The following is a 20,231-nucleotide window of genomic DNA, read 5'->3' as shown; positions in this document are numbered from 1 at the left end:
TGTGGATATCTATTTGGTTACATTATTTTGCATCTTACTACTACCCTAAGCCATACATGTCAAAAAACTTTTCTATATTGAATACTCTATGCAGCATATTCAAGACTATATTCACTCTTTTTGTAGGCTAAAGCGCGGGGTAACTAAATATGGATTAGCTCCGCATAAGCCCGTTTTACTTTTAACATTGATTGAGTTAGTTGAGAAAGGATTGGTTCTCGATAATAGATTCAAAGTTGACGTAGATCTCGTGGGTTTGTTTCAGGAGAACTGGCGTCTGTTAGTAAATACAGCACACCAGCCCGATTTTACACAACCATTTTATTATCTGCAGTTTGATAAAGTGAACGGATATTCATTTTGGACGCTTCATTGTTATTCTGGTCTCTCAGTCAATGCACATATCAAAAGCGTGCAGACGCTAGCAGAAACAGTTGCTTATGGCAGTTTCACTACGGAACTGTTTGAATTGATGATTGTCGATAGTAATCGCAATATTATTCGCGATGCAATACTAAACAATTATTTTCCAGACCAACGTGGGCAATATTATATCCACAAGCAGTTGAATGATGGCTTTTATCATGACTTACAATCGCTCGTATTGAACGAACCCGAAGTACATTACAAACACGTTTCTATACAAACAGAGGAAGATGTTTTTGTTCGTTCAGGTTTATTTAAACGTTATATACCACAATTATACCAAGATACTTGTGCCATGACGGGTATGCGTATGCGGTCAACTTTCAAGTACAATTTTATTGATGCCTGTCATATTGTTCCTTTCGCGGTGACGCATGACGACAAGGTTACGAACGGTATCGCCTTGTGCCCAAATTTACACCGTGCATTTGATCGTGGTCTGGTGAGTGTGGATAGCGAATACCGGATTTTGGTTTCTTCCCGTGTCAAGGAAGATGTGACTCATCCCTACAGTTTGAATCAACTTTCAGGGAAACCTATTATTTTACCGAAGCAGATTCAATATCAACACTCACAAGAAAATCTGAAATGGCATAGGGAAGAGGTGTTTAAAGGGGATTAATCCTGCTTTGTTTTTTACTTTTTCCATAATGATTCATCCTGCCAGTTTTCTTTTAAACCTAATGCCTTTGGATCGACATTAGGATATTTAGCCAACAAATTACTTAACTGTTCAGCAAAGTGGTTCTCCGGCTGGATCACATTAAGTAAGTACTTCATACAACAGAGATGAACGTATAGAAATTGAAATTCATTAGACCTAGGGATATCTTTTACCCATGCGTGTGGCGGATTGCTAAGGAGTTTCGGGCTTCCGGGTAGATTTCTATTCCACAATCTGCTATGGTGTGCACAATAATTTCTTATTTGTGCTATTGTTTGTAACCAACTAGGGAGGTAAGTATGGTTTACCGTTCCAAATTCTTGAGCGATAATATCTTTTGCCGCTACGGTATTCTTTAAATTTCCATACAGTTTGGATAATGCTCCAAAACTGGTTTGTTCTAGGGATTTCCAAGCCGGAGGAAATCTCCCGTCATCTTTATGCTTTTTTTTATGCTCTTTAATGAATACATCCTTTGAACGTTCGATTTCTCCCTCTATGGCAGATAGTGTCTTTACAAGATCAGGTGCACTTTGGAAAATTGTAAAGTTTTGAAACCACCATGGATCAAATTCATGCGATAAATGGTATATCAGTTTGGTCCTTAAGCTTATTTCAATTTTTTCAATAACATCGAATAATAGTAACCTCAGTTCTCTATCAAAGTTATACAAAGCAACTACATCATTAAATTTACTGCCTGATTTGAAGATATGGTTTATCTTATCTTGTTGCATGGGCCACCAATACCCCGCAAGTCGGTAATAACTAATATGAGAAAGATAATGTGACACATCATCGGAATCGCTAATAGATAGCCCTCTATCTTTTAAACGGTCAATTTGTTGCTGTATCGTAAAAGCCTCTTTATTATACATAATTGGTAGTAACTGTTATAAATTGGTTATAAAGCAAAAGACACGCCCTGGGACGCTGTTCTTATGGGTAGCGTGGCGTGTACTGTTGATACAAATATACGTAGTTATACTTGTATCTGCAAAATTTTATATTAAAAAGTACAATATGACGCCGAATACTTTCTGCGTATCTAATTTGTCTGTTGAACTCCTCCTTAGCTTCTCTAAAACAAGAAATTAATTATATCCCGGTTATTCCATTAACAAAAGTATCTACGAACCCAACGATTTTATTTAAAATACGGTCACCAATTTCTTTAGATCTTAGGAAACTGGGCCTTCCTTCAACCCGTAGGGCGAGAACTTCTTTACGTAACGGTTCTCGCTCTGTAAAAAGATAATTTTCAATTAATCTTTCAGTACTTTCTTCAGATAAATTTTCTGTTTTTATTAAACAAAAAGCGTTGATTAATCACCTTAAAATCGCTATGTGCGGAGAAAACCGTGATTATTTAACGCATGACTCACAAGTGAGCAGATACGTCACATGGCCAACAAAGATGTATTGTTGGATGTCTTGGAAAAGTTTACTTCTCCTTAATATCAACCTTACACTGGAGAGTACACCGTTTACGAGACCGAAAGTGACCTGCGAGACAGCGAGCAGATCCCATTGGACGAGTCCATGATCAGCTATTTTGAGCGTGAGGTGCTTCCACATGTTGAGGAAGCTTGGATCAATCTGGATTCTGTCAAGATCGGTTATGAGATCTCCTTCAATAAATATTTCTATAAGCATACACCATTACGTTCTATCGAAGAGGTTAAGGCAGATCTCTTGGCATTAGAAGAGCAGGCCGATGGTTTATTGCAAAATATTTTAAACTTCTAGGTTATGGAGCCACAAAGTAATCTACTTATTTATCAAAGTGAAGATGGCGTTACGCGCATCGAGACACGATTAGAGGGCGAAACGGTATGGCTGACACAGGCGCAAATGGCCGATCTCTTTCAAAAAGGTAGAACGACTATTACAGAGCACATCAAGCATATTTTTGAAGAGGGAGAATTAGAGGAGGAAGTGGTATGTCGGTATTTCCGACATACCACTCAGCACGGCGCAATCGAAGATAAAACACAAGAACGTGAGGTGAAATATTACAATCTTGATGTCATTATCTCCGTAGGCTACCGTGTCAAGAGTCATCAGGGAACCAAGTTTCGCCAGTGGGCAACAGCACGCTTGCGGGAGTATATTGTCAGAGGCTTATCCATTCGGTATTACAAACTCACTGCAAGATCTAGGTCCTTCAAATTCACATCTCCCATGTAGCCATTCCATCCATCGCGGTTGCGCATCACTACTGCGAATACACACATCATAGCCTGTTCTCTAGTAAGCGGTGGGTAACCTTCGCTAATGGCATCCTCGTCTAGGAAAATCCCATGTATATCATTCCAAGCCAACCATTCTATCAGTTTCAAGCGAGGCATTGATCTCACAAGTTCCAAGAGCTTGTCTTCCGGTAAATCCAGCAGTTGGTGCCGCCAGTCCGATAGTCTTTCCTGTTGAGATAAAACCTCTGAATCCTGTTGTGCGAAATAGTGTTTTTGGACAATTTTCATAGCGCTAATATTTTATTAAATATACTAAAAATATTAGTTTTACAAAAACGTTATCTATATAATTTTCTTGTTTCTAGAAATAACTCAATTTGGTTGATAACCGTAGGGAGGTTCTTTACTACATCCTGCGACCAGAAGCGAAATACCGTGTAGCCCATATCACGTAGTGCACGATTCGTACGTTCGTCTCTTTGCATGTTGCGTTCGATCTTCGGAATCCAAAATAAGCGGTTAGATTTGATCCTTTCCCGGTTGTTTTTCCAATCGAAGCCATGCCAGAACTCACCATCGACAAATATGGCCAATCTATACTTTTTGATTACAATATCAGGCCTGCCCGGGAGTGATCGATCATGTAGTCGGAAACGAATGTTTTTAGCCCATAGTGCTTTTCGGAGGATGATCTCCGGTTTAGAATTCTTTCCTTTTATGCGAGACATGTTATAACTACGCTGTTTACTTGTGTAGAAACCTGCCGATTCCGCAAACCGCGGAACTTTGATCGTTCCTTCATCCTCTTCGTAGCCTTGCATGCTACTAAGTTACTTAAAAATCTGCTTTTACAACCTATGACTAGTGAGTATTAGAATAGTTTTTTATTTAAAAACAAACTAAAAATATTAGTTTGTTGATGTTTTTGTTAAATTTGCATTTTGTAATAATTTTCGATAGCATCGTGCCAAGAAGATTTATGCAATAGGAGCTTTATTTTACTTTGTTGATTCTCATATATATTATATTGATGTGAAAAACTGAAGGACAATATGGAGTCCCGGACTGTAAAATCTTCCTGTATATTTTTTAGTATATTCGCAGAAAACGATAAACAAATAGGTTTTTAAATATGTCTAGTAAGTTAAAGGTTGTAGATCTTTTTTCAGGCTGTGGAGGTTTCTCATACGGTTTTGAAAAAGCAGGGTTTGAGGTGGTTTTAGGCGTTGATAATGACAAAGCTGCGCTAGATACTTTCAAGTTGAATCACAAAAATTCAGATATTATTCTTGGTGATCTTCATTTAGATTCTACATTAGACGAAATTGAAAACAAGATCGGTGGGAAACAAATTGATGTTATTATAGCGGGGCCTCCCTGTCAAGGATTTTCTTTAACAGGATCTAGGAAAGCGAATGATGACCGTAATAGGCTCTTTTATTCGGTTTTTAAACTTGCCAATCGCCTAAAACCTAAGGCTGTGATCATCGAAAACGTTCCAGGATTAGCTACTTTGTACGAAGGACGTGCAAAAACGGCCATATTGGAGGAGTTTGATAATTTGGGGCTTACCAAAAATTTCAAGGTTCTGTATGCTCCTGATTATGAGGTGCCTCAGATTAGGCGTAGGATCTTCTTTGTTGGTTTGATTGAGGAGTTAGGTGTTTTTGATTTTCCTGAAAAAATACTTTCCGAAGGAAAATACAATACCTGCCTTAAAGCAATAGGTGATCTACCTTCTCGATTGGATGATTTAGGTGAAGAAATCGACTCTTATGATAAACCTGCTGAATCGGAATATCAAACGATGATGAGAAATGGGAACGATGTCCTCTTTAATCATGTAGGGACTAAACATACAGATTTGGTAATAAATGTTATTTCGCAGGTTCCCGAGGGGGGGAATCATCGAGATCTTCCTCCCGGTGTAGGAGATAGTCGGAAATTTAACGAAGCTTGGACTAGGTATCATAGTAATAAACCTTCAAAGACTATCGACACTGGACATCGAAACCATTTTCACTATAAGTACAATAGAGTGCCAACCGTTCGCGAAAATGCAAGACTTCAGTCATTTCCAGATAATTTCCGTTTTTTGGGAACAAAGACTCAACAATATAGACAAGTGGGTAATGCTGTTCCTCCATTGTTAGGATTTCATATTGCCAAGAAATTATTAACTTATTTGGATAAAAAAGGAGAATAAGAAGATGGCCTCTTTCAAAAAATTTAATGCAATAGACCTGTTTGCAGGTTGTGGGGGGCTTTCTGATGGCTTCGAGCTATCGGGGCATTTTGAGTCTTTGGCTTGTGTCGAATGGGAGATAGAGCCCTGTAATACGCTGATGAAACGACTAAAAGATAAATATGGTTATAAAAATTTATCTGATATAGTTTTTAGATTTGACATACAACGTACCGATGAATTGTTTAACGGTTGGTCTGACGACGTTATATATGGGCAACATAAAGGTCTAGATGCTGTTATTGGTAATAAAAGTGTCGATATTGTTATTGGAGGTCCACCTTGTCAAGCCTATTCTGTAGCAGGAAGAATTAGAGATGTAAATGGAATGCATGATGATTACAGAAATTATCTTTTCGAATCCTATGTCAAAGTTGTCGACCGTTACAGACCTAAAGTTTTTGTATTTGAGAATGTGCAGGGGTTGCTAAGCGCCAAGCCGGGGGGGATATCAATTGTTGATAGAATTACGAAAGCATTTAAAGATATCGGTTATACAATATCTCAGGATCTGAAAAAAGATGCTCTATTTAATTGTGCGGATTTTGGTGTCCCTCAACAACGTAAAAGGTTAATTATTATTGGAGTTGACGACAGACAGTTAAAAGGCAGCAGTGAAGAGGCAATCAAAGCATTTTATAAAAAACTTAATTCCCAAAAAAGATCTGGAGGTAAAACTGTAGCGGATGCTATACAAGATCTTCCTAAATTTTATCCAACCGAAGATGTTGTAAAAAAAGGAGGCAAAAAAACTAGGCATATCGGCAATACAAATGTTGAAAATCACATTCCTCGATTGCATAGCAAGAGAGATATTGAAACTTTCCGATTACTGGCAGATGATATTTTGTCAGGTAGGATGCAGTATTTAAGTGCTGAATCCTTAAAACAACTTTATTTCGAGTTAACAGGAAAGCAATCTAATATACATAAATATCACGTTTTACAATGGGATAAACCGAGTAATACAATACCCGCTCACCTTTATAAGGATGGATTGCGTCATATTCACCCTGATCCTGATCAAGCAAGGTCGATAACTGTTAGGGAAGCCGCCCGTTTACAGACTTTTGATGATGATTATGTGTTTACTGGAAGTATGACCGATCAGTATAAAATGATTGGGAATGCTGTCCCTCCGAAACTATCAAATATTATAGCTGAGACCCTTATTGATTTTATGCGAGAATTTTGTTAGGTTTATATAGAACCTAATTGTAGTTTACTATGGCAAAATTGACTTTATTAACAACCAAGGGAACTGTACATAATGCTGCAGGGGTTAATTGGGGAGGGAACTCTTCCAATCACACAACTCCGTTCGATGCATACATACCTTTACATATTGCAACTATAAGACGAAACGCTGGGTTAATTCCTCCTAAAAGAGCCGGAGGGCATAGGATCCAGATTACCTGGGATGACGGCACAGTGATGAGCTGTTTGTTGGAGGGAAATCTACCTGATTCTAGGACAAACTTGGTTTATCCTAAGCAAATAAGTTCTACACCAAACAAAAATACATTAGGACTTTATTTGAGAAATAGAATGGGGCTAGCTGCTGTGCATTTTATAACACTGGCCGATTTGAACAACTATGGAAGAACGGATGTTGATTTAGTTTTAGTTGGACCGGATCAATATACGGCAGATTTCCACGTATAAGTAATTCTAAATGGGGCTTTATTACATTAAAAGACTAACTAAACAAGAATTAGGATTGAGAGCTGACGGTTCTGTTGCTAGAGGCCGATACTTTTATTTGTCAAAGTTATTTATAGATTTTTTTCCACCTTTGTCGGTTAATATTAGGAATGATAATGTGTTAATTCCCATCGTTCCTCCGTTTGCAGATGAAAAAGTTTACTGTGCTTTAGTATATCATAACGATAAGTGGAACACAGAAGGGGGGACTAGAGATGAATTTCGTTTGTATCTAAATCAGGAGATTGATCCTGAGTACTATTTTAAACAGAATGATATTGTAGTAATTGAGAGAGTTAATACAGGAGAAGTTATGCCTATTTATAAAACTTATAGGTTTAATAACGAAGATCCTCTGTACATATCTCTAAATAAATTAGTTGAGGATTCGCCTGCTAGAGGAGGCCATGCGATCCTAGATGGGGAAATTTTAGGTCTAGCTTCCTACCTTGTAGAAGAAGATGAACTTGGGGTTGTAATACCGAAGGATGTTGAAAAGATTGTAAAGCAACAACAAGAGGAGATTGTTGAGAACGAAATTGAAGATATAAGAGGCGCTTCTCTTTTCAACGCCGTGAGTTTTCGGGATTTTGTGATGCACGCTTATGGTTACAAATGTGCAGTAACCGGTAGTGTTATTTCTTACAAAAAACTAAATAATCTCGAAGCGGCTCACATACAACCGAGAGCACATACAGGAACTTTCTTGCCATGCAATGGAATAGCTTTGTCTCGAGACATGCACTGGGCATTTGACAAGGGGATGTTCACGATTAATGAAGAGTATTATATTATCGTACATGAAGAATTACATAACTCTTTTCTTGGAGAATATCATGGAAAAAAGCTAAATATACCATTCGACGCTTATTTTCAACCGGAGCAAAAGTTTCTAAGACATCATAGAGTAAATGTGTTTGGCTTATTCCTTTACTCGGGAATGATCAGATCACTTTAAGTGTTCTATATAAATGCTGACATTTGTCAAAACTCAAGTTTTTGTCTTATAAGAGTCTTTGGAAATTTTAATATTAGAAATCTTTTCGATCAAGGCTTCTTCCCATTTGATGATTTATATAATAGAAAACTTATTCTGTATTTTACGGGATCCCGTAGAGTTTATAACATTGCTGATTCTAAATTTGCCGCTCATAATATATTATTAATCGGTAAAAATGAAAATCAAATATTTCGCTTACAGCATGGGCATTATATCCATGCTTTTAAGTTGTGGTCCACAGAAATCACTTTATACAGCATTCGCATCATCGGTCGATTATAGGCCATACACACAAAAAGGTTTTTTTATTACCGAGTCAAATTCTGTAAACTTTGACTACAAGCCTGTCTCGTCGGTAGTAGCCGTTGTTAAGTCAGGGTATTCGGAGAGTAAGGATGCCTCTGTAGAAACCATTAAACCAAAGAAACTTCCAACACAGCAAACATTAATTATGAAAGACTTTGTTGAAGCTTCATCACAGGTAGCGTTGGATAAACTGTATGAGAAAGCCCAAGAACTTGGTGCAAATGGAATTATTAATCTTAAGATATCGAGCTTTACAGAAACAGGACGGAATAATCAAGGGCAACCGATGGTATTAGTAGGCTATTCCGCAAGTGGAATGGCAATATTAAGATAATATTCAACACTATTTGTTTTGTTGTTGACTTTCAATAAAACAAATACTAATTTAGTAAATGACAAACCATTGTTTAAATAAAGGTTAATCTAGCACAACTATTAATTCTTGATAAGTCTCCAAATAGTAGATCGCTTTAACTATGCTATAATGAGACATCATCAGGTTTATCAAGATGATCATGATCAATTAAGATGACAGACGCTATAAAACAAAAAATACAAAATGCCTACACCAATGAAAGATGTCTAAGTATCATTGAGTGTGAGGAGTTTTATTTTCAAAAAGCAAAGGACGTATTAGACGATTTCCTCGCTTTTGAATTAACTGAAAGTCAAAGGACATTTTTGAACGAAAATATCAAAAATTATAATCTTCTCAAGCAGCGTTTTGAGCAAGATGGGGAGTATAAAGAAATAGGCACACTAATATTTACAATAGTTAGCTATTGCGATGCCAATGCATATCGTAAACAGGAGCTCAACGCCTATCCTGACAAACGTGTACTCGCTCTAGCTTATGTTCGAATGAATAATTGGGTGGAACAGTTGCTGGCGTTCAAATTTAATCTTACTATTCCGGATGGGTCACCTAAGAATGCAATTACATACTTACAGGATCCTATATCAAATTTTACCATGCTTAGTGAGAACCATCGTGATCAATTGGTTAAAGGTTTATTTGAGAAAACATATCAAAAATCAAATGTCGTTGATGACTTGTTGGAATACTTCCGCCCCTTTGCTTTCAAGGTCAATAATCAGAAAAATTATACACATCTGTTAAGTCGTATCTGCTATTTCATAGACAAAGAGTGGAAAGAAAATCTGATAGGATTGATGATTGCCGATTCAACAGAATGGCAGGCGGAAATTATAAAAGGAAAAGAAGAATCCAATTTTGTTACTTGTTGGAATCATAAAAGACCAACTGGAACAGATAAAACGATAAAATTACTCAGAGAATCCTTAGAGGAAAATGGGAGTTTCAAAATATATTACACAACGCTCTTTAATGTACAATATATCGCTGAAGTCGTAGATTTTGTCGTGAGCCAGAAAGAACTCGAAGAGGCTGGTTGGCCGGAACGGTACGGTCAAATTACTAATTACTTCGATAAATTTGAAGACTACCATGATGACAACAAAAATGCAAAGATCGTCTACCTCGCGCATAAGTTCTATAAGGCAGAACCACTGATACATTATACAGATTTTGAATTTCAAGGCACATATGGATACCCCAGCGTAGGTAGCCAGACGCCGATTGTTTCCTACACGACAAAAAGTGAAATAATGGATCAAAAAAATATAAATAAAGCAACAGAACTTTTAAAATATAAAAAGCAGATCATCCTTCAAGGGCCTCCTGGCACAGGGAAAACGAGAATGGCAGAAAAGATAGCCGAAAATCTGTTTGATAGTAGTCACACAACAGTTCTAAAAAAGCCAACAGAGATCGGAATTGAAAGTATAAAGCTATTTGTTAAAGAAGGGTTGATACTTCGAAGCGTTACAGACTATACCGACTACGAGATAACCCAAGTAAAGGGGGGAAGCTTTGCCGTAAAAACCCACTCTACGGGCAAAGAATATTCTGCCAGTTTTAATAACATTATTAAATACTACAAGGACGAAACCTGGTCTAAAGTAGGAACTATTAAATACGGAAACGATCCCTACGAAGCGGCGATTGCTAAATATATTTATGAGCAGATAGATGCGGTGGAGCAAAATGAAAATAGTAAAAGCAGTGATCGTCTGCGTATTATGCAATTTCACCCCAGTTTCACATATGAAGATTTCGTTCGGGGCATCGAGACAGAGATCAAGGACGATAAATTGGCCTATGTAGCCAAAAATAAACAGTTAGTTCTCATGGCTAATGAGGCGATCATCAATCCGTCAAAAAATTATATACTCATATTAGACGAAATCAACCGTGCGAATCTTTCTGCCGTATTAGGAGAGTTGATTTACGCTCTAGAATACCGGTGCAAATCTGTAGAATCAATGTACAAGGTAGATGGTTCTACTAAGATCAGCCTTCCAGATAATCTTTACATTATCGGTACCATGAATACAGCCGATCGCAGTGTCGGACATATAGATTATGCAATTCGGCGACGTTTTGCATTTGTTGACATATTGCCCCGCAATCTTAATTCGGAATTGGGAGATGGATTCGATCAGCAGCTGTTTAACAATGTAGCTAAACTCTTTGTCAAAGATTATAATCCAACAGTTGATTACAGTGAACAAAGAGATCTGTTAAAGAATAGCATTTACCTTTCTCCAGAATTTCGTCCCGAAGATGTATGGTTGGGACATTCGTACTTTATTGAAAAAGAAGGTGCAACAATGGACATGCGGCTGGAATATGAGATCAAGCCTATCCTGCTCGAATATATCAAGGACGGCGTGCTCAAAGAAGAAGCACGTCCACACGTTCTCGCACTACCAAACGAAATTCAGGTTAAATAAAAGACAGGCAGATGAAGATCTCGTTGTACGAACACGTCAAGCATATTTTATTTGAATCCGATACTGACGGAAACCTCAATAGCACAGATGAAATGTTGAAGTGGTCGTCCTGTGTCCCGCGGATGTATAAAGATAGACGAGGGCAGGAGTATAATTGTTTTCATGTGATCAGTTCCAAAAACAAAGTAGAACTCACCGCAGATTACCATATAGGAGTAGACTGGTTGGTTGTTGGAGAGAAATATGTTCATGTCCAGCCTAAGCTAAATAAATATGTAATTGAAAAGTTTGCGGAAAATTGTACTAGGGAAGAGCAAACCGATGTTAATGAATCCGAAGAACTAAATGACGAGGCAAATAATATCCAGGTCAATTATCTTAAGATGCTGCTCGATGCCATGTCCGATCCTATCGTTGCCAAAGAATGTGCCGACCTCGTAAGGATTGAATGGGAAGACCAACCGATTAACATCGAACAAGAGGATGACAGCCTTACTCCTTTTTTAGTGGTACAGTTCCTGCAACTGATAAGACAGATAGTCCGAAAGGGGCTGAAGAAATCATATTATAAAGAGCGCGAAAATCTCAACAACCGTGTGAAGGGGAAGATCCTTGTAGGGCAGCAGGTCAAACAGAATATCTTGAAAAATAGATTCACTAAAACCTATTGTGAGTATCAAGTTTTTGGTGAAGACAACATCGAAAATCGTTTTCTAAAGAAAGTGCTAAACTTTGTCAGTGCATATATCGGAAACCATCAAAGTCTCTTTCAAGGTAACGGAAAGTATCTGGAAGAATTAATAAACTATGTAAGGCCATCATTTGAACATATTAGCAATTTGGCAGATGAGGATACCCTTCGGTATTTTAAGTATAACCCATTCTTTAAGGAATACAAAGAGGCAGTTCGGATCGGTGGATATATTCTCAAACGATTCGGATATAACATCAGCCGTACCACTGCCAATGAGCGAGTCGATACACCACCATTCTGGATCGATATGCCTCGCTTATTTGAACTTTACGTCTATCAAAAGCTGCTACAAGCTAACGGCCATAATACCGAAAAGATCAAATATCAGTATTCTACTTATGGTAATTCTTTGGATATTCTAGTCAAGGACGGGGAGAATTCCATGATCATCGATGCAAAATACAAGCTACAGTATAAATCCCATCTTGTGCACGAAGATATAAGACAGGTAGCGGGATATGCTAGATTAAATAGGGTTCTGCATGAAGTTTCAATGGGTAATAATGAGTTTGATAGGGATACCTTACTGCCTTGTTTGATTATCTATCCAGATATGGTGGATGGATTAAATCTAGAAGGGACTAAGAAAAAAATACATGAACAATTTGCACTTAATATAGTTCGCGGGTTGTTTGCAATCTCAGAACATCAAGTGAAAGCTTATCATAAAGTTTACAAGATAGGGGTAAAGTTGCCAGTTCTCTTGGAGAAGGTCTAAGACAAAATAGTTCGAAAGATCTTTCTGCGTAAAATTGAGACTGTAAAATTAAATCTATTTTACCTCGTTTAAATGTTCTATGATGATTCCGTTTTCAGAAATGCTAAATGTTCTCTCTTCAAATATTGACTTCATGATTAGTGATACATTTTCTATTAGCGATAGTTCTTGTCTGTATTGCGATTCTATTTTTCTTAAGACACCAGTAAACGATAGTGCAGATATTTTTATCGGATAGTCATCTTTGAAATGGCTTAAATATGCATTAACATCATATCGTTCTGTCATTATTTCAGATGTTTTATTTCGTCTACGCAGTTTATCTTGAAATATTTCGATATACCTTTGTAGAGAAAATTTTATAGTTGGACCTATCGAGATTTGTATTTGATACATATCGGTCAGTTCTATTTCTTTTTCAGGCGGATGAACTGCTATTTTCAATATTTCAGGACGCCAAATAGTAGAGTTTATGATTGGGATAATTGTTGCAATTTCATGTTGCTTTGATATCGTCTCTTTATTGTTCTCATCATATTCTCTTAGTTCTACGATATCAATATTGTGATGTTGTGCAAAGTGCATAGCATCTTTTGTAAATCCACTTTTTGATACGATAATGCCCTTATCTATTGTAGTGTCCTGTATAATACAGGATAATTTCATCACAGTGTCTTTAGTTACTTTTTTGTTCCAATATTTGCATTCGATAGCCGTAGTTATTCCGTCAGGTTGCGAGGTTACGACATCTATCTGATGCTTTACGCCAGATTTTCCTTTTATTTTACAGCTGTCACCATAGCCGTCGATCTTGATTCCAGATCTTTTGCCCAATGTCTCGTAAATATATTTTGTGATGTCTTCATATATCTTCCAGTCAATGCTATCTGATTTTTCCATTTGTTATTAAGGTCTGTTCTTTTCTTTAGATTGAAGAAAGGAAGATAGTCAATTTTCGAGAGACATTAACAAGTCAGGAAGATTTGCATATTTTTCTGAAGAAAATATAGTATTTGGATTAGTTTTGAGCAGACATTAATGATTTAAATCAATCGTGCATATTTATGAAAATAAATAACCCAATATCTGGTTACTTTCTTTCTCCTTCACAATTTTTATACATGATGTCATTCTAAGCCATACATGTCAAAAAACTTTTCTATCTTGAATATTCTATGCAGTATATTCAAGACTATATTCACTCTTTTTGTAGGCTAAAGCGCGGGGTAACTAAATATGGATTAGCTCCGCATAAGCCCGTTTTACTTTTAACATTGATTGAGTTAGTTGAGAAAGGATTGGTTCTCGATAATAGATTCAAAGTTGACGTAGATCTCGTTGGCTTGTTTCAGGAGAACTGGCGTCTGCTAGTAAATACAGCACACCAGCCCGATTTCACACAACCATTTTATTATCTGCAGTCTGATAAAGTGAAAGGTCATCCATTTTGGAAGCTTCATTGTTATTCTAGTCTTTCGGTCAATGCGCATATCAAAAGCGTGCAGACGCTAGCAGAAACAGTTGCTTATGGCAGTTTCACTACGGAACTGTTTGAATTGATGATTGTCGATAGTAATCGCAATATTATTCGCGATGCAATACTAGCCAATTATTTTCCAGACCAATGTGAACAATATTATATCCACAAGCAGTTGAATGATGGCTTTTATCATGATGTACAATCGCTCGTATTGAACGAACCCGAAGTACATTACAAACACGTTTCTATACAAACTGAGGAGGATGTTTTTGTTCGTTCAGGTTTATTTAAACGTTATATACCACAATTATACCAAGATACTTGTGCTATGACGGGTATGCGTATGCGGTCAACTTTCAAATACAATTTTATTGATGCCTGTCATATTGTTCCTTTCGCGGTGACGCATGACGACAAAGTTACGAACGGTATCGCGTTGTGCCCAAATTTACACCGAGCATTCGATCGTGGTTTGGTGAGTGTGGATAGCGAATATCGGATTTTGGTTTCTTCGCATGTCGAGGAAGATGTGACTCATCCCTACAGTTTGAATCAACTTTCAGGGAAACCTATTATTTTACCGAAGCAGATTCAATATCAACCCTCACAAGAAAATCTGAAATGGCATAGGGAAGAGGTATTTAAGGTATAATACAATACAGCTTTAAAAGTAAATATCTCGTAGTCTAGCTATCTCTATACCGTTGCATAACAGTAATAGAAAAGAAAACTTAGGTGTGACAATTATCTCAATCAAAAAACACAGCTTTCAGACGATTACAAAAGTATAGAATACAGTATTGTCTATAACTTAGAATCTGTTATCCTAATAGACCATGGGTACAACGCGACTAAGAAGGTCTGATGCCAAATGCAATATGGGGACGAAAATGTTATTATTAAAGATGGTGGCAAAAACTTATCGACTAATAGAATTGATGCTTAGAATCTTTAAAGGGATAAGTTAATATTAGAGGACGGTTCAACTGGTTGTTTCGAAGCGGAAATCAAAAACATTACGTAAAGGTCGTATTCATCCCTGTATCTACAATTAGATAAATGTAAGCAAAAGGAGTGAACACAAAAGAGATGAACACCATTAGCTATTATCTGAAAAGATAATGCTGTATTATAAATCGAGTTAACTTAATATTCCAAAAGAAAAAGGAGCAACTTGTTTCATTACTCCTACTAAGACAAGAACTGAATGGTAGATGGAAGAAATAGATACTAATATATCTCGAGGTCATAAAGTAAATCTTGAACTGCAAAAAAAAATGTGTTGGAATGTGATTGAAATATGGGAATGCGAGCTGAAAGCTAAAAAATAGAGAAGATAGTTTAAGTGTTCTTTTATAAAGAATAACCAGTAATCTTATGGAAAAGTAAAAATAAATTAAGTGTTTTGAATAGCTATTTATAGTATATTTTAAAAGTGATTTTTCCTATATGAAAGTTGTATAATTCCATGAAATTCCGTTTATTTGGACAAAAATAGTCATAAAAATTTTGTCAAAAAATATGGAATTCACTTTTGGGGAATATATTAGGCTGAAAAGAAATGAATTAGGGTATCCTCTAAGAAAAGTTGCTTCTTTTTTGGATATAGATACATCTACTCTTAGTAAAATAGAAAAAGATGAAAGGGGTTCAAAGATAGAATATATTGATAAGTTTTCCTCTATTCTTGAAGCGGATAAAAAAACCCTTTTAAATTATTTTTATTCAAAAAAGATAGTAGATGAGATTAAAGATTATTCTGGCTATGAAGATGTACTGGAAATAGTGAAAAAACAATTGGATTTGTATCTGTCACATAAAGAAACAAATCTTATTTCAGACTGGAGAGAAAAGGAGTTTTCAAATCCTGATGTTACTATTCGTATAGGAACTATGTTTTCAGGAATTGGTGCAATTGAATATGCCTTTAAAAGGCTTAACCTGAATACAAAAATTCAATTTGCGTGTGATATTGATGCTTATGTAAAAAAGAGTTACTTTGCAAATTATGATATTGAAGAACAAGATTGGTTCAATGACGTTAAGGAGCTTGATGGTCTGAAATATAAAAATCAGTTGGATCTCTTGGTCGGGGGAAGCCCCTGTCAGTCATTTTCAATGGTAGGGAAAAGAAGAGGATTTGAAGATACTAGGGGTACACTTTTTTACGAATTTGCAAGAGTTGTCAAAGAATCCCAACCTAAAGTGTTTATTTTCGAAAATGTAAAAGGATTAATCAGTCATGATAAAGGTAATACTTATGAAACCATAAAGGCAACATTTGAGGAATTAGGATATAAATATTATTGTCAGGTTCTGAATGCTAAAAATTATGGTATTCCTCAACATAGAGAAAGAATTTTCATTATCGGATTTAAGAATAATGCGGTAAACTTTTCTTTTCCTGAACCAGTTACTCTAGAGCATCAGATGCAGGATTTCCTTGAAGATTATACAGATAGTAAATATTATCTGAAAGATAAGGGCATAAAATTCGTTACCAGTTCTAAAAATAGAGAAAAAAGGTATACACAGATTAATGGCGAAATTGCTTTGTGTCAGAAAGCGAATCAACAGTTTAACTGGCATGGTGATTTTGTTTTTGAAGAAGATGAAACAGAACGTTTCGATGAGTTTATTTTTGACGTTAATGATGTTGAAGAAAAATATTACCTTTCGGACAAAGTAAGAGATTATGTTTTAGCCGGCGGTACTAAAAACTTTAAAACTTCGACTAAGACAGATTTGCCTGTTGCAAGACCATTGTTACAATCTATGCATAAAATGCACAGAGCAGGAGTTGATAATTATGTAACACATACAGGTAGAATCAGAAAATTGACACCTAAGGAATGTTTACGTTTAATGGGGTTTACCGATGATTTTCAACAGGTAGTCAGCGACACTCAAATGTACAAACAGGCAGGTAATAGTATTGTTGTAGACGTACTTATAGCCTTATTAAAACAAATGGATATAACTAAATTCGGGGAATAGTGAATAATATGATAATTATTGATAATCAAGAATTCAAAATAATTGATGTCATGGAGAAAATTTCAGTAGCAGACTCTTTTGTTGTCCCATCAAATAAAGTAGGTGGAGGCAACGGAGAAGCTAAATTATATGTTGGTCAGAACACTGTTGAAATAACTGATTTTTTTGGACAAAGAGGTTTTGAAGTTGATGCTGTTCTTTCAAAATATAATTTGAAAAACTATTTGGATACTGCCTTTCGGGAATATAATGAGCCTTCTATGGAATATAGAAGAAAAACTGATTTGCCTGAACTGTGGAAAAAAAGGTATGATGATATTAATAATAAAGATGCTCTTATAAATTTTAAAGTTAAAGATCAGAATCAGTTAGAAGGTCCTAGAGTATATATAAACGCCTCAGGAGAAAAAACAGATCACTTAAATTATGCTTTATTAAGAGAATTACCACTTCCGATTATATCGTATATTGATATTTATAAAATTGAAAATAGCAATTCAAAACTGTTATATTATTTTACATTACATCTCCTTGAAAAAGAATCATCTATTAATGAAGCTGATGAACAAAATTCAGAAATAGAAAAATTTATTCCCGGATCAGATGATAATGGTGTTGAATCAGAACTACTCAATGATACAGTAACTATCAAGGTTCCTTTTGACCCCAATAAGATAAAAGTAAGAACGACTCCATCTAGTATTGGACAAATTATTAATGATTTAGAGGATAATTTCATAGATCTTGACACTGAATTTCAAAGGCTTCCTAATCTATGGAATAATATTAAAAAGAGCAGATTTATCGAGTCCCTATTATTGAAATTACCTATTCCGGCATTCTATTTCAACGAGAAAGAAGAGAATAATTTGGAAGTGATAGATGGATTGCAAAGAATAAGTACCATAAAAAATTTTGTTATTCATCAGAACTTTGTTCTATCAGATTTAGAGTTTTTAAAAGAATATAATGGAAGTTCCTACTCTGCACTTCCTTCTACTTTTCAAAGAAGGATAAAAACATTTCCTATAACTACTTATATTATTGAAAAAGGTACACCGGATGAGGTAAAATATAATATTTTTAAAAGGGTAAATACAGGAGGACTTGAATTAACTGAACAGGAAATAAGACATGCTATAAATCAGGGATTGCCTGCAGAATTAGTTGCTGATTTAGTAAGAGGTGAAGATGACTTTGATGAAAATAATCAGATAAGAAAACGCAAAAACCATGACAACCATATAATCGAGCTTCGGGCTACTCGTGAAGGACGGGAATTCGTTAAGGCAACAGACAACAGAATTGGTACATTCAGAATGGAGGATAGAGATTTTGTGACAAGGTTTGTTTCTTTTTATTTGATTGATTATAAGGATTATGAGCCTAATTTGGATACGTTCCTGAATAAAGGGATGGCTGCCATAAGAAATCAGAATTCAGATCAGATCAGCACCTTGAAAAATGATTTCTATAATTCTATGAAATTAGCCTATGAAATATTTGGTAATGATGCTTTTCGCAAAAGATTTTCAGAAGAAGACGGAAGAAAGCCTATAAATAAAGCTTTGTTTGAAGTATTGAGTGTTTCTTTCGCTAAAATGTCTGAAACACAGAGAAACTTACTTAAAGCAAGGATGATAAGTTTTAAAGAGAAATTCATAGAAATTCATCATGATCCGCTATTTCTAAGAGCCATCTCCCAGGGAACAGCTATTAAGGATAATGTGTCTAAAAGATTTAAAGAAATAGAAAGAATCATTCAAGAAACGATTACTTATGATTAATAAAATACGTTTAGTAAATTTCAAATCCCATAAGGATACGTTATTGGATTTAGGTCATATAACCATATTATCGGGACAAAATGGAGTTGGTAAATCTTCAATTATTCAGTCATTACTTTTACTCAGACAAACTCATGAGAAACATCGTTTACATGAAGTGTTAGAACTGAACAGACCTTTATGTTTTGTGGGACGTGCAAATGATGTTCTTTATCGTTTTCCCAATGAAGAATTTGAAAATCAGATAAGAGTAGTATTAGCAGATGAAGCTCAAACAGAATTTTCCTGGATTTTTGAAGATGCAGGTAATCAAAACGCGACATATCTTAAGAGAACTAATGATACAAGTGATAGTGAGGGATATGAAAATTTATCATTATTCGGAACTGATTTTCAGTACTTAAGTGCATACAGAAATATTGAATATATAACCGATGACTATGAGGTAGAGGTGAAAAAGCAGATTTCATTAAATGAAGGTAAAGGTGAATTAGTTGCACATTTTTTAAGTGAATTCGGAAATAAAATAAAAGTTTTACCAGGGTTAAAACATGAATCAGAGGCAGATGATTTTTTACTTAGTCAGGTATCAGCCTGGGAAAGAGAGATTAGTGCTAATGTTAATGTAATACCTGTAAAGAGCGGAGATAGTCACGATATCAGGTATTCTTTTAATGTTCACAATTCTTTAGGACCTGTTGATGAACTCTCAAAGAAAAATGTTGGTTTCGGCCTCTCGTATGTTTTACCAGTTATTGTAGCAATCTTGTCTGCCAAAGAAGGTTCAATAATTTTAATCGAAAATCCGGAGGCACATATCCATCCTTATGGTGTAGCAAAACTGTCAGAATTAATGTGTTTGGCAGTTCAGGCAGGTGTTCAGATTATTGTAGAAACTCATTCAGATCATATAATTAATGGAACTTTAGTTCAGTGTAAAGTTTTCGAAGACACCTCAGGAACTTTAGGTGTTGATAAATCAAATGTGAAGATATATCACTTTAACAGAGATGAATCAGAGCATAAAGCTGTTGCTATTCCGATTGAGATTGAAGAAGGAGGAAGATTAAAAAACAGAGCAACAGGTTTTTTTGATCAGATTGGTAAGGATTTAAGAAAGCTTATTTAAACTGTTAGA

General features: G+C 35.8%; 18 protein-coding genes. 14 read left to right on the top strand and 4 right to left on the bottom strand.

Features of this window, described 5'->3' with window-relative positions; all coding sequences use genetic code 11:
• The first annotated feature begins 88 nt into the window (after nucleotides 1-88).
• Nucleotides 89-1,048 (top strand): HNH endonuclease, encoded by a 960-nt coding sequence (locus ACSZOX_RS17690; RefSeq protein WP_437921514.1) that lies wholly within the window; start codon nucleotides 89-91, stop codon nucleotides 1,046-1,048.
• 14 nt (nucleotides 1,049-1,062) lie between these two features.
• On the opposite strand, the gene ACSZOX_RS17685 is transcribed toward ACSZOX_RS17690, so the two are convergent.
• Nucleotides 1,063-1,968 carry an Abi family protein gene (locus tag ACSZOX_RS17685; protein WP_437921513.1) on the bottom strand — a complete coding sequence of 302 codons (906 nt, stop codon included), beginning with the start codon at nucleotides 1,966-1,968 and terminating at the stop codon, nucleotides 1,063-1,065.
• Nucleotides 1,969-2,632: 664 nt separating this feature from the next.
• Here ACSZOX_RS17685 and ACSZOX_RS17680 point away from each other — a divergent pair.
• Nucleotides 2,633-2,839 (top strand): hypothetical protein, encoded by a 207-nt coding sequence (locus ACSZOX_RS17680; RefSeq protein ID WP_437921512.1) that lies wholly within the window; start codon nucleotides 2,633-2,635, stop codon nucleotides 2,837-2,839.
• Between the two features lie 3 nt (nucleotides 2,840-2,842).
• Nucleotides 2,843-3,280, top strand: coding sequence for a virulence RhuM family protein (locus ACSZOX_RS17675; protein WP_437921511.1), 438 nt, complete (start codon nucleotides 2,843-2,845; stop codon nucleotides 3,278-3,280).
• On the opposite strand, the gene ACSZOX_RS17670 is transcribed toward ACSZOX_RS17675, so the two are convergent.
• On the bottom strand, nucleotides 3,229-3,573 hold the full coding sequence (locus ACSZOX_RS17670) for a hypothetical protein (RefSeq protein ID WP_437921510.1): 345 nt from the start codon (nucleotides 3,571-3,573) through the stop codon (nucleotides 3,229-3,231). The genes ACSZOX_RS17675 and ACSZOX_RS17670 overlap by 52 nt on opposite strands.
• Nucleotides 3,574-3,623: 50 nt before the next feature.
• Nucleotides 3,624-4,106 (bottom strand): very short patch repair endonuclease, encoded by a 483-nt coding sequence (locus tag ACSZOX_RS17665; protein WP_437921509.1) that lies wholly within the window; start codon nucleotides 4,104-4,106, stop codon nucleotides 3,624-3,626.
• Nucleotides 4,107-4,417: 311 nt separating this feature from the next.
• On the opposite strand from ACSZOX_RS17665, the gene ACSZOX_RS17660 reads away from it, so the two are divergent.
• The 7 genes from ACSZOX_RS17660 to ACSZOX_RS17630 all read left to right on the top strand — a co-directional run bounded on the left by ACSZOX_RS17660 (nucleotide 4,418) and on the right by ACSZOX_RS17630 (nucleotide 12,829).
• Nucleotides 4,418-5,491: a DNA cytosine methyltransferase gene (locus ACSZOX_RS17660; protein ID WP_437921508.1), complete on the top strand. Its 1,074-nt coding sequence runs from the start codon at nucleotides 4,418-4,420 to the stop codon at nucleotides 5,489-5,491.
• Nucleotides 5,492-5,495: 4 nt separating this feature from the next.
• Nucleotides 5,496-6,728: a DNA cytosine methyltransferase gene (locus tag ACSZOX_RS17655; RefSeq protein ID WP_437921507.1), complete on the top strand. Its 1,233-nt coding sequence runs from the start codon at nucleotides 5,496-5,498 to the stop codon at nucleotides 6,726-6,728.
• A 29-nt stretch (nucleotides 6,729-6,757) separates the two neighbouring features.
• Nucleotides 6,758-7,195 carry a hypothetical protein gene (locus ACSZOX_RS17650; RefSeq protein WP_437921506.1) on the top strand — a complete coding sequence of 146 codons (438 nt, stop codon included), beginning with the start codon at nucleotides 6,758-6,760 and terminating at the stop codon, nucleotides 7,193-7,195.
• A 10-nt stretch (nucleotides 7,196-7,205) separates the two neighbouring features.
• Nucleotides 7,206-8,192, top strand: coding sequence for an HNH endonuclease (locus tag ACSZOX_RS17645; RefSeq protein WP_437921505.1), 987 nt, complete (start codon nucleotides 7,206-7,208; stop codon nucleotides 8,190-8,192).
• A 217-nt stretch (nucleotides 8,193-8,409) separates the two neighbouring features.
• Complete coding sequence (locus ACSZOX_RS17640; protein WP_437921504.1) at nucleotides 8,410-8,874, top strand: hypothetical protein; 465 nt, start codon at nucleotides 8,410-8,412, stop codon at nucleotides 8,872-8,874.
• A gap of 194 nt (nucleotides 8,875-9,068) precedes the next feature.
• The gene (locus ACSZOX_RS17635) at nucleotides 9,069-11,357 is read left to right on the top strand and encodes an AAA family ATPase (protein WP_437921503.1); all 2,289 of its coding nucleotides are present in this window, start codon (nucleotides 9,069-9,071) and stop codon (nucleotides 11,355-11,357) included.
• An 11-nt stretch (nucleotides 11,358-11,368) separates the two neighbouring features.
• On the top strand, nucleotides 11,369-12,829 hold the full coding sequence (locus tag ACSZOX_RS17630; protein WP_437921502.1) for a 5-methylcytosine restriction system specificity protein McrC: 1,461 nt from the start codon (nucleotides 11,369-11,371) through the stop codon (nucleotides 12,827-12,829).
• A 54-nt stretch (nucleotides 12,830-12,883) separates the two neighbouring features.
• Here ACSZOX_RS17630 and ACSZOX_RS17625 read toward each other — a convergent pair whose 3' ends face one another.
• On the bottom strand, nucleotides 12,884-13,729 hold the full coding sequence (locus tag ACSZOX_RS17625; RefSeq protein WP_437921501.1) for a restriction endonuclease: 846 nt from the start codon (nucleotides 13,727-13,729) through the stop codon (nucleotides 12,884-12,886).
• A gap of 275 nt (nucleotides 13,730-14,004) precedes the next feature.
• Here ACSZOX_RS17625 and ACSZOX_RS17620 point away from each other — a divergent pair, with 275 nt between their 5' ends.
• From ACSZOX_RS17620 to ACSZOX_RS17605, 4 genes are all read left to right on the top strand, one after another.
• Complete coding sequence (locus ACSZOX_RS17620; RefSeq protein WP_437921500.1) at nucleotides 14,005-14,961, top strand: HNH endonuclease; 957 nt, start codon at nucleotides 14,005-14,007, stop codon at nucleotides 14,959-14,961.
• 869 nt (nucleotides 14,962-15,830) lie between these two features.
• A complete protein-coding gene (gene dcm, locus ACSZOX_RS17615) occupies nucleotides 15,831-17,306 on the top strand; it encodes a DNA (cytosine-5-)-methyltransferase (protein WP_437921499.1) in 1,476 nt (491 codons plus the stop codon).
• A gap of 50 nt (nucleotides 17,307-17,356) precedes the next feature.
• The gene (locus ACSZOX_RS17610; protein ID WP_437921497.1) at nucleotides 17,357-19,093 is read left to right on the top strand and encodes a DUF262 domain-containing protein; all 1,737 of its coding nucleotides are present in this window, start codon (nucleotides 17,357-17,359) and stop codon (nucleotides 19,091-19,093) included.
• Nucleotides 19,086-20,222 (top strand): DUF3696 domain-containing protein, encoded by a 1,137-nt coding sequence (locus ACSZOX_RS17605; protein ID WP_437921495.1) that lies wholly within the window; start codon nucleotides 19,086-19,088, stop codon nucleotides 20,220-20,222. The genes ACSZOX_RS17610 and ACSZOX_RS17605 overlap by 8 nt, the downstream gene beginning before the upstream one ends.
• Nucleotides 20,223-20,231 lie beyond the last annotated feature (9 nt).

Source organism: Sphingobacterium sp. LRF_L2, from assembly GCF_965644235.1.
Classification (GTDB): Bacteria; Bacteroidota; Bacteroidia; order Sphingobacteriales; family Sphingobacteriaceae; genus Sphingobacterium.
The sequence above is the reverse complement of the archived record's forward strand: the minus strand, read 5'-3'. Positions and strand labels throughout refer to the sequence as shown.

Excerpts from the sequence above, each read along its gene's own strand:
- ACSZOX_RS17690 (WP_437921514.1), top strand. The coding sequence starts at position 89 with ATGCAGCATATTCAAGACTATATTCACTCTTTTTGTAGGCTAAAGCGC.
- ACSZOX_RS17685 (WP_437921513.1), bottom strand. The coding sequence starts at position 1,968 with ATGTATAATAAAGAGGCTTTTACGATACAGCAACAAATTGACCGTTTA.
- ACSZOX_RS17680 (WP_437921512.1), top strand. The coding sequence starts at position 2,633 with ATGATCAGCTATTTTGAGCGTGAGGTGCTTCCACATGTTGAGGAAGCT.
- ACSZOX_RS17675 (WP_437921511.1), top strand. The coding sequence starts at position 2,843 with ATGGAGCCACAAAGTAATCTACTTATTTATCAAAGTGAAGATGGCGTT.
- ACSZOX_RS17670 (WP_437921510.1), bottom strand. The coding sequence starts at position 3,573 with ATGAAAATTGTCCAAAAACACTATTTCGCACAACAGGATTCAGAGGTT.
- ACSZOX_RS17665 (WP_437921509.1), bottom strand. The coding sequence starts at position 4,106 with ATGCAAGGCTACGAAGAGGATGAAGGAACGATCAAAGTTCCGCGGTTT.
- ACSZOX_RS17660 (WP_437921508.1), top strand. The coding sequence starts at position 4,418 with ATGTCTAGTAAGTTAAAGGTTGTAGATCTTTTTTCAGGCTGTGGAGGT.
- ACSZOX_RS17655 (WP_437921507.1), top strand. The coding sequence starts at position 5,496 with ATGGCCTCTTTCAAAAAATTTAATGCAATAGACCTGTTTGCAGGTTGT.
- ACSZOX_RS17650 (WP_437921506.1), top strand. The coding sequence starts at position 6,758 with ATGGCAAAATTGACTTTATTAACAACCAAGGGAACTGTACATAATGCT.
- ACSZOX_RS17645 (WP_437921505.1), top strand. The coding sequence starts at position 7,206 with ATGGGGCTTTATTACATTAAAAGACTAACTAAACAAGAATTAGGATTG.
- ACSZOX_RS17640 (WP_437921504.1), top strand. The coding sequence starts at position 8,410 with ATGAAAATCAAATATTTCGCTTACAGCATGGGCATTATATCCATGCTT.
- ACSZOX_RS17635 (WP_437921503.1), top strand. The coding sequence starts at position 9,069 with ATGACAGACGCTATAAAACAAAAAATACAAAATGCCTACACCAATGAA.
- ACSZOX_RS17630 (WP_437921502.1), top strand. The coding sequence starts at position 11,369 with ATGAAGATCTCGTTGTACGAACACGTCAAGCATATTTTATTTGAATCC.
- ACSZOX_RS17625 (WP_437921501.1), bottom strand. The coding sequence starts at position 13,729 with ATGGAAAAATCAGATAGCATTGACTGGAAGATATATGAAGACATCACA.
- ACSZOX_RS17620 (WP_437921500.1), top strand. The coding sequence starts at position 14,005 with ATGCAGTATATTCAAGACTATATTCACTCTTTTTGTAGGCTAAAGCGC.
- dcm (WP_437921499.1), top strand. The coding sequence starts at position 15,831 with ATGGAATTCACTTTTGGGGAATATATTAGGCTGAAAAGAAATGAATTA.
- ACSZOX_RS17610 (WP_437921497.1), top strand. The coding sequence starts at position 17,357 with ATGGAGAAAATTTCAGTAGCAGACTCTTTTGTTGTCCCATCAAATAAA.
- ACSZOX_RS17605 (WP_437921495.1), top strand. The coding sequence starts at position 19,086 with ATGATTAATAAAATACGTTTAGTAAATTTCAAATCCCATAAGGATACG.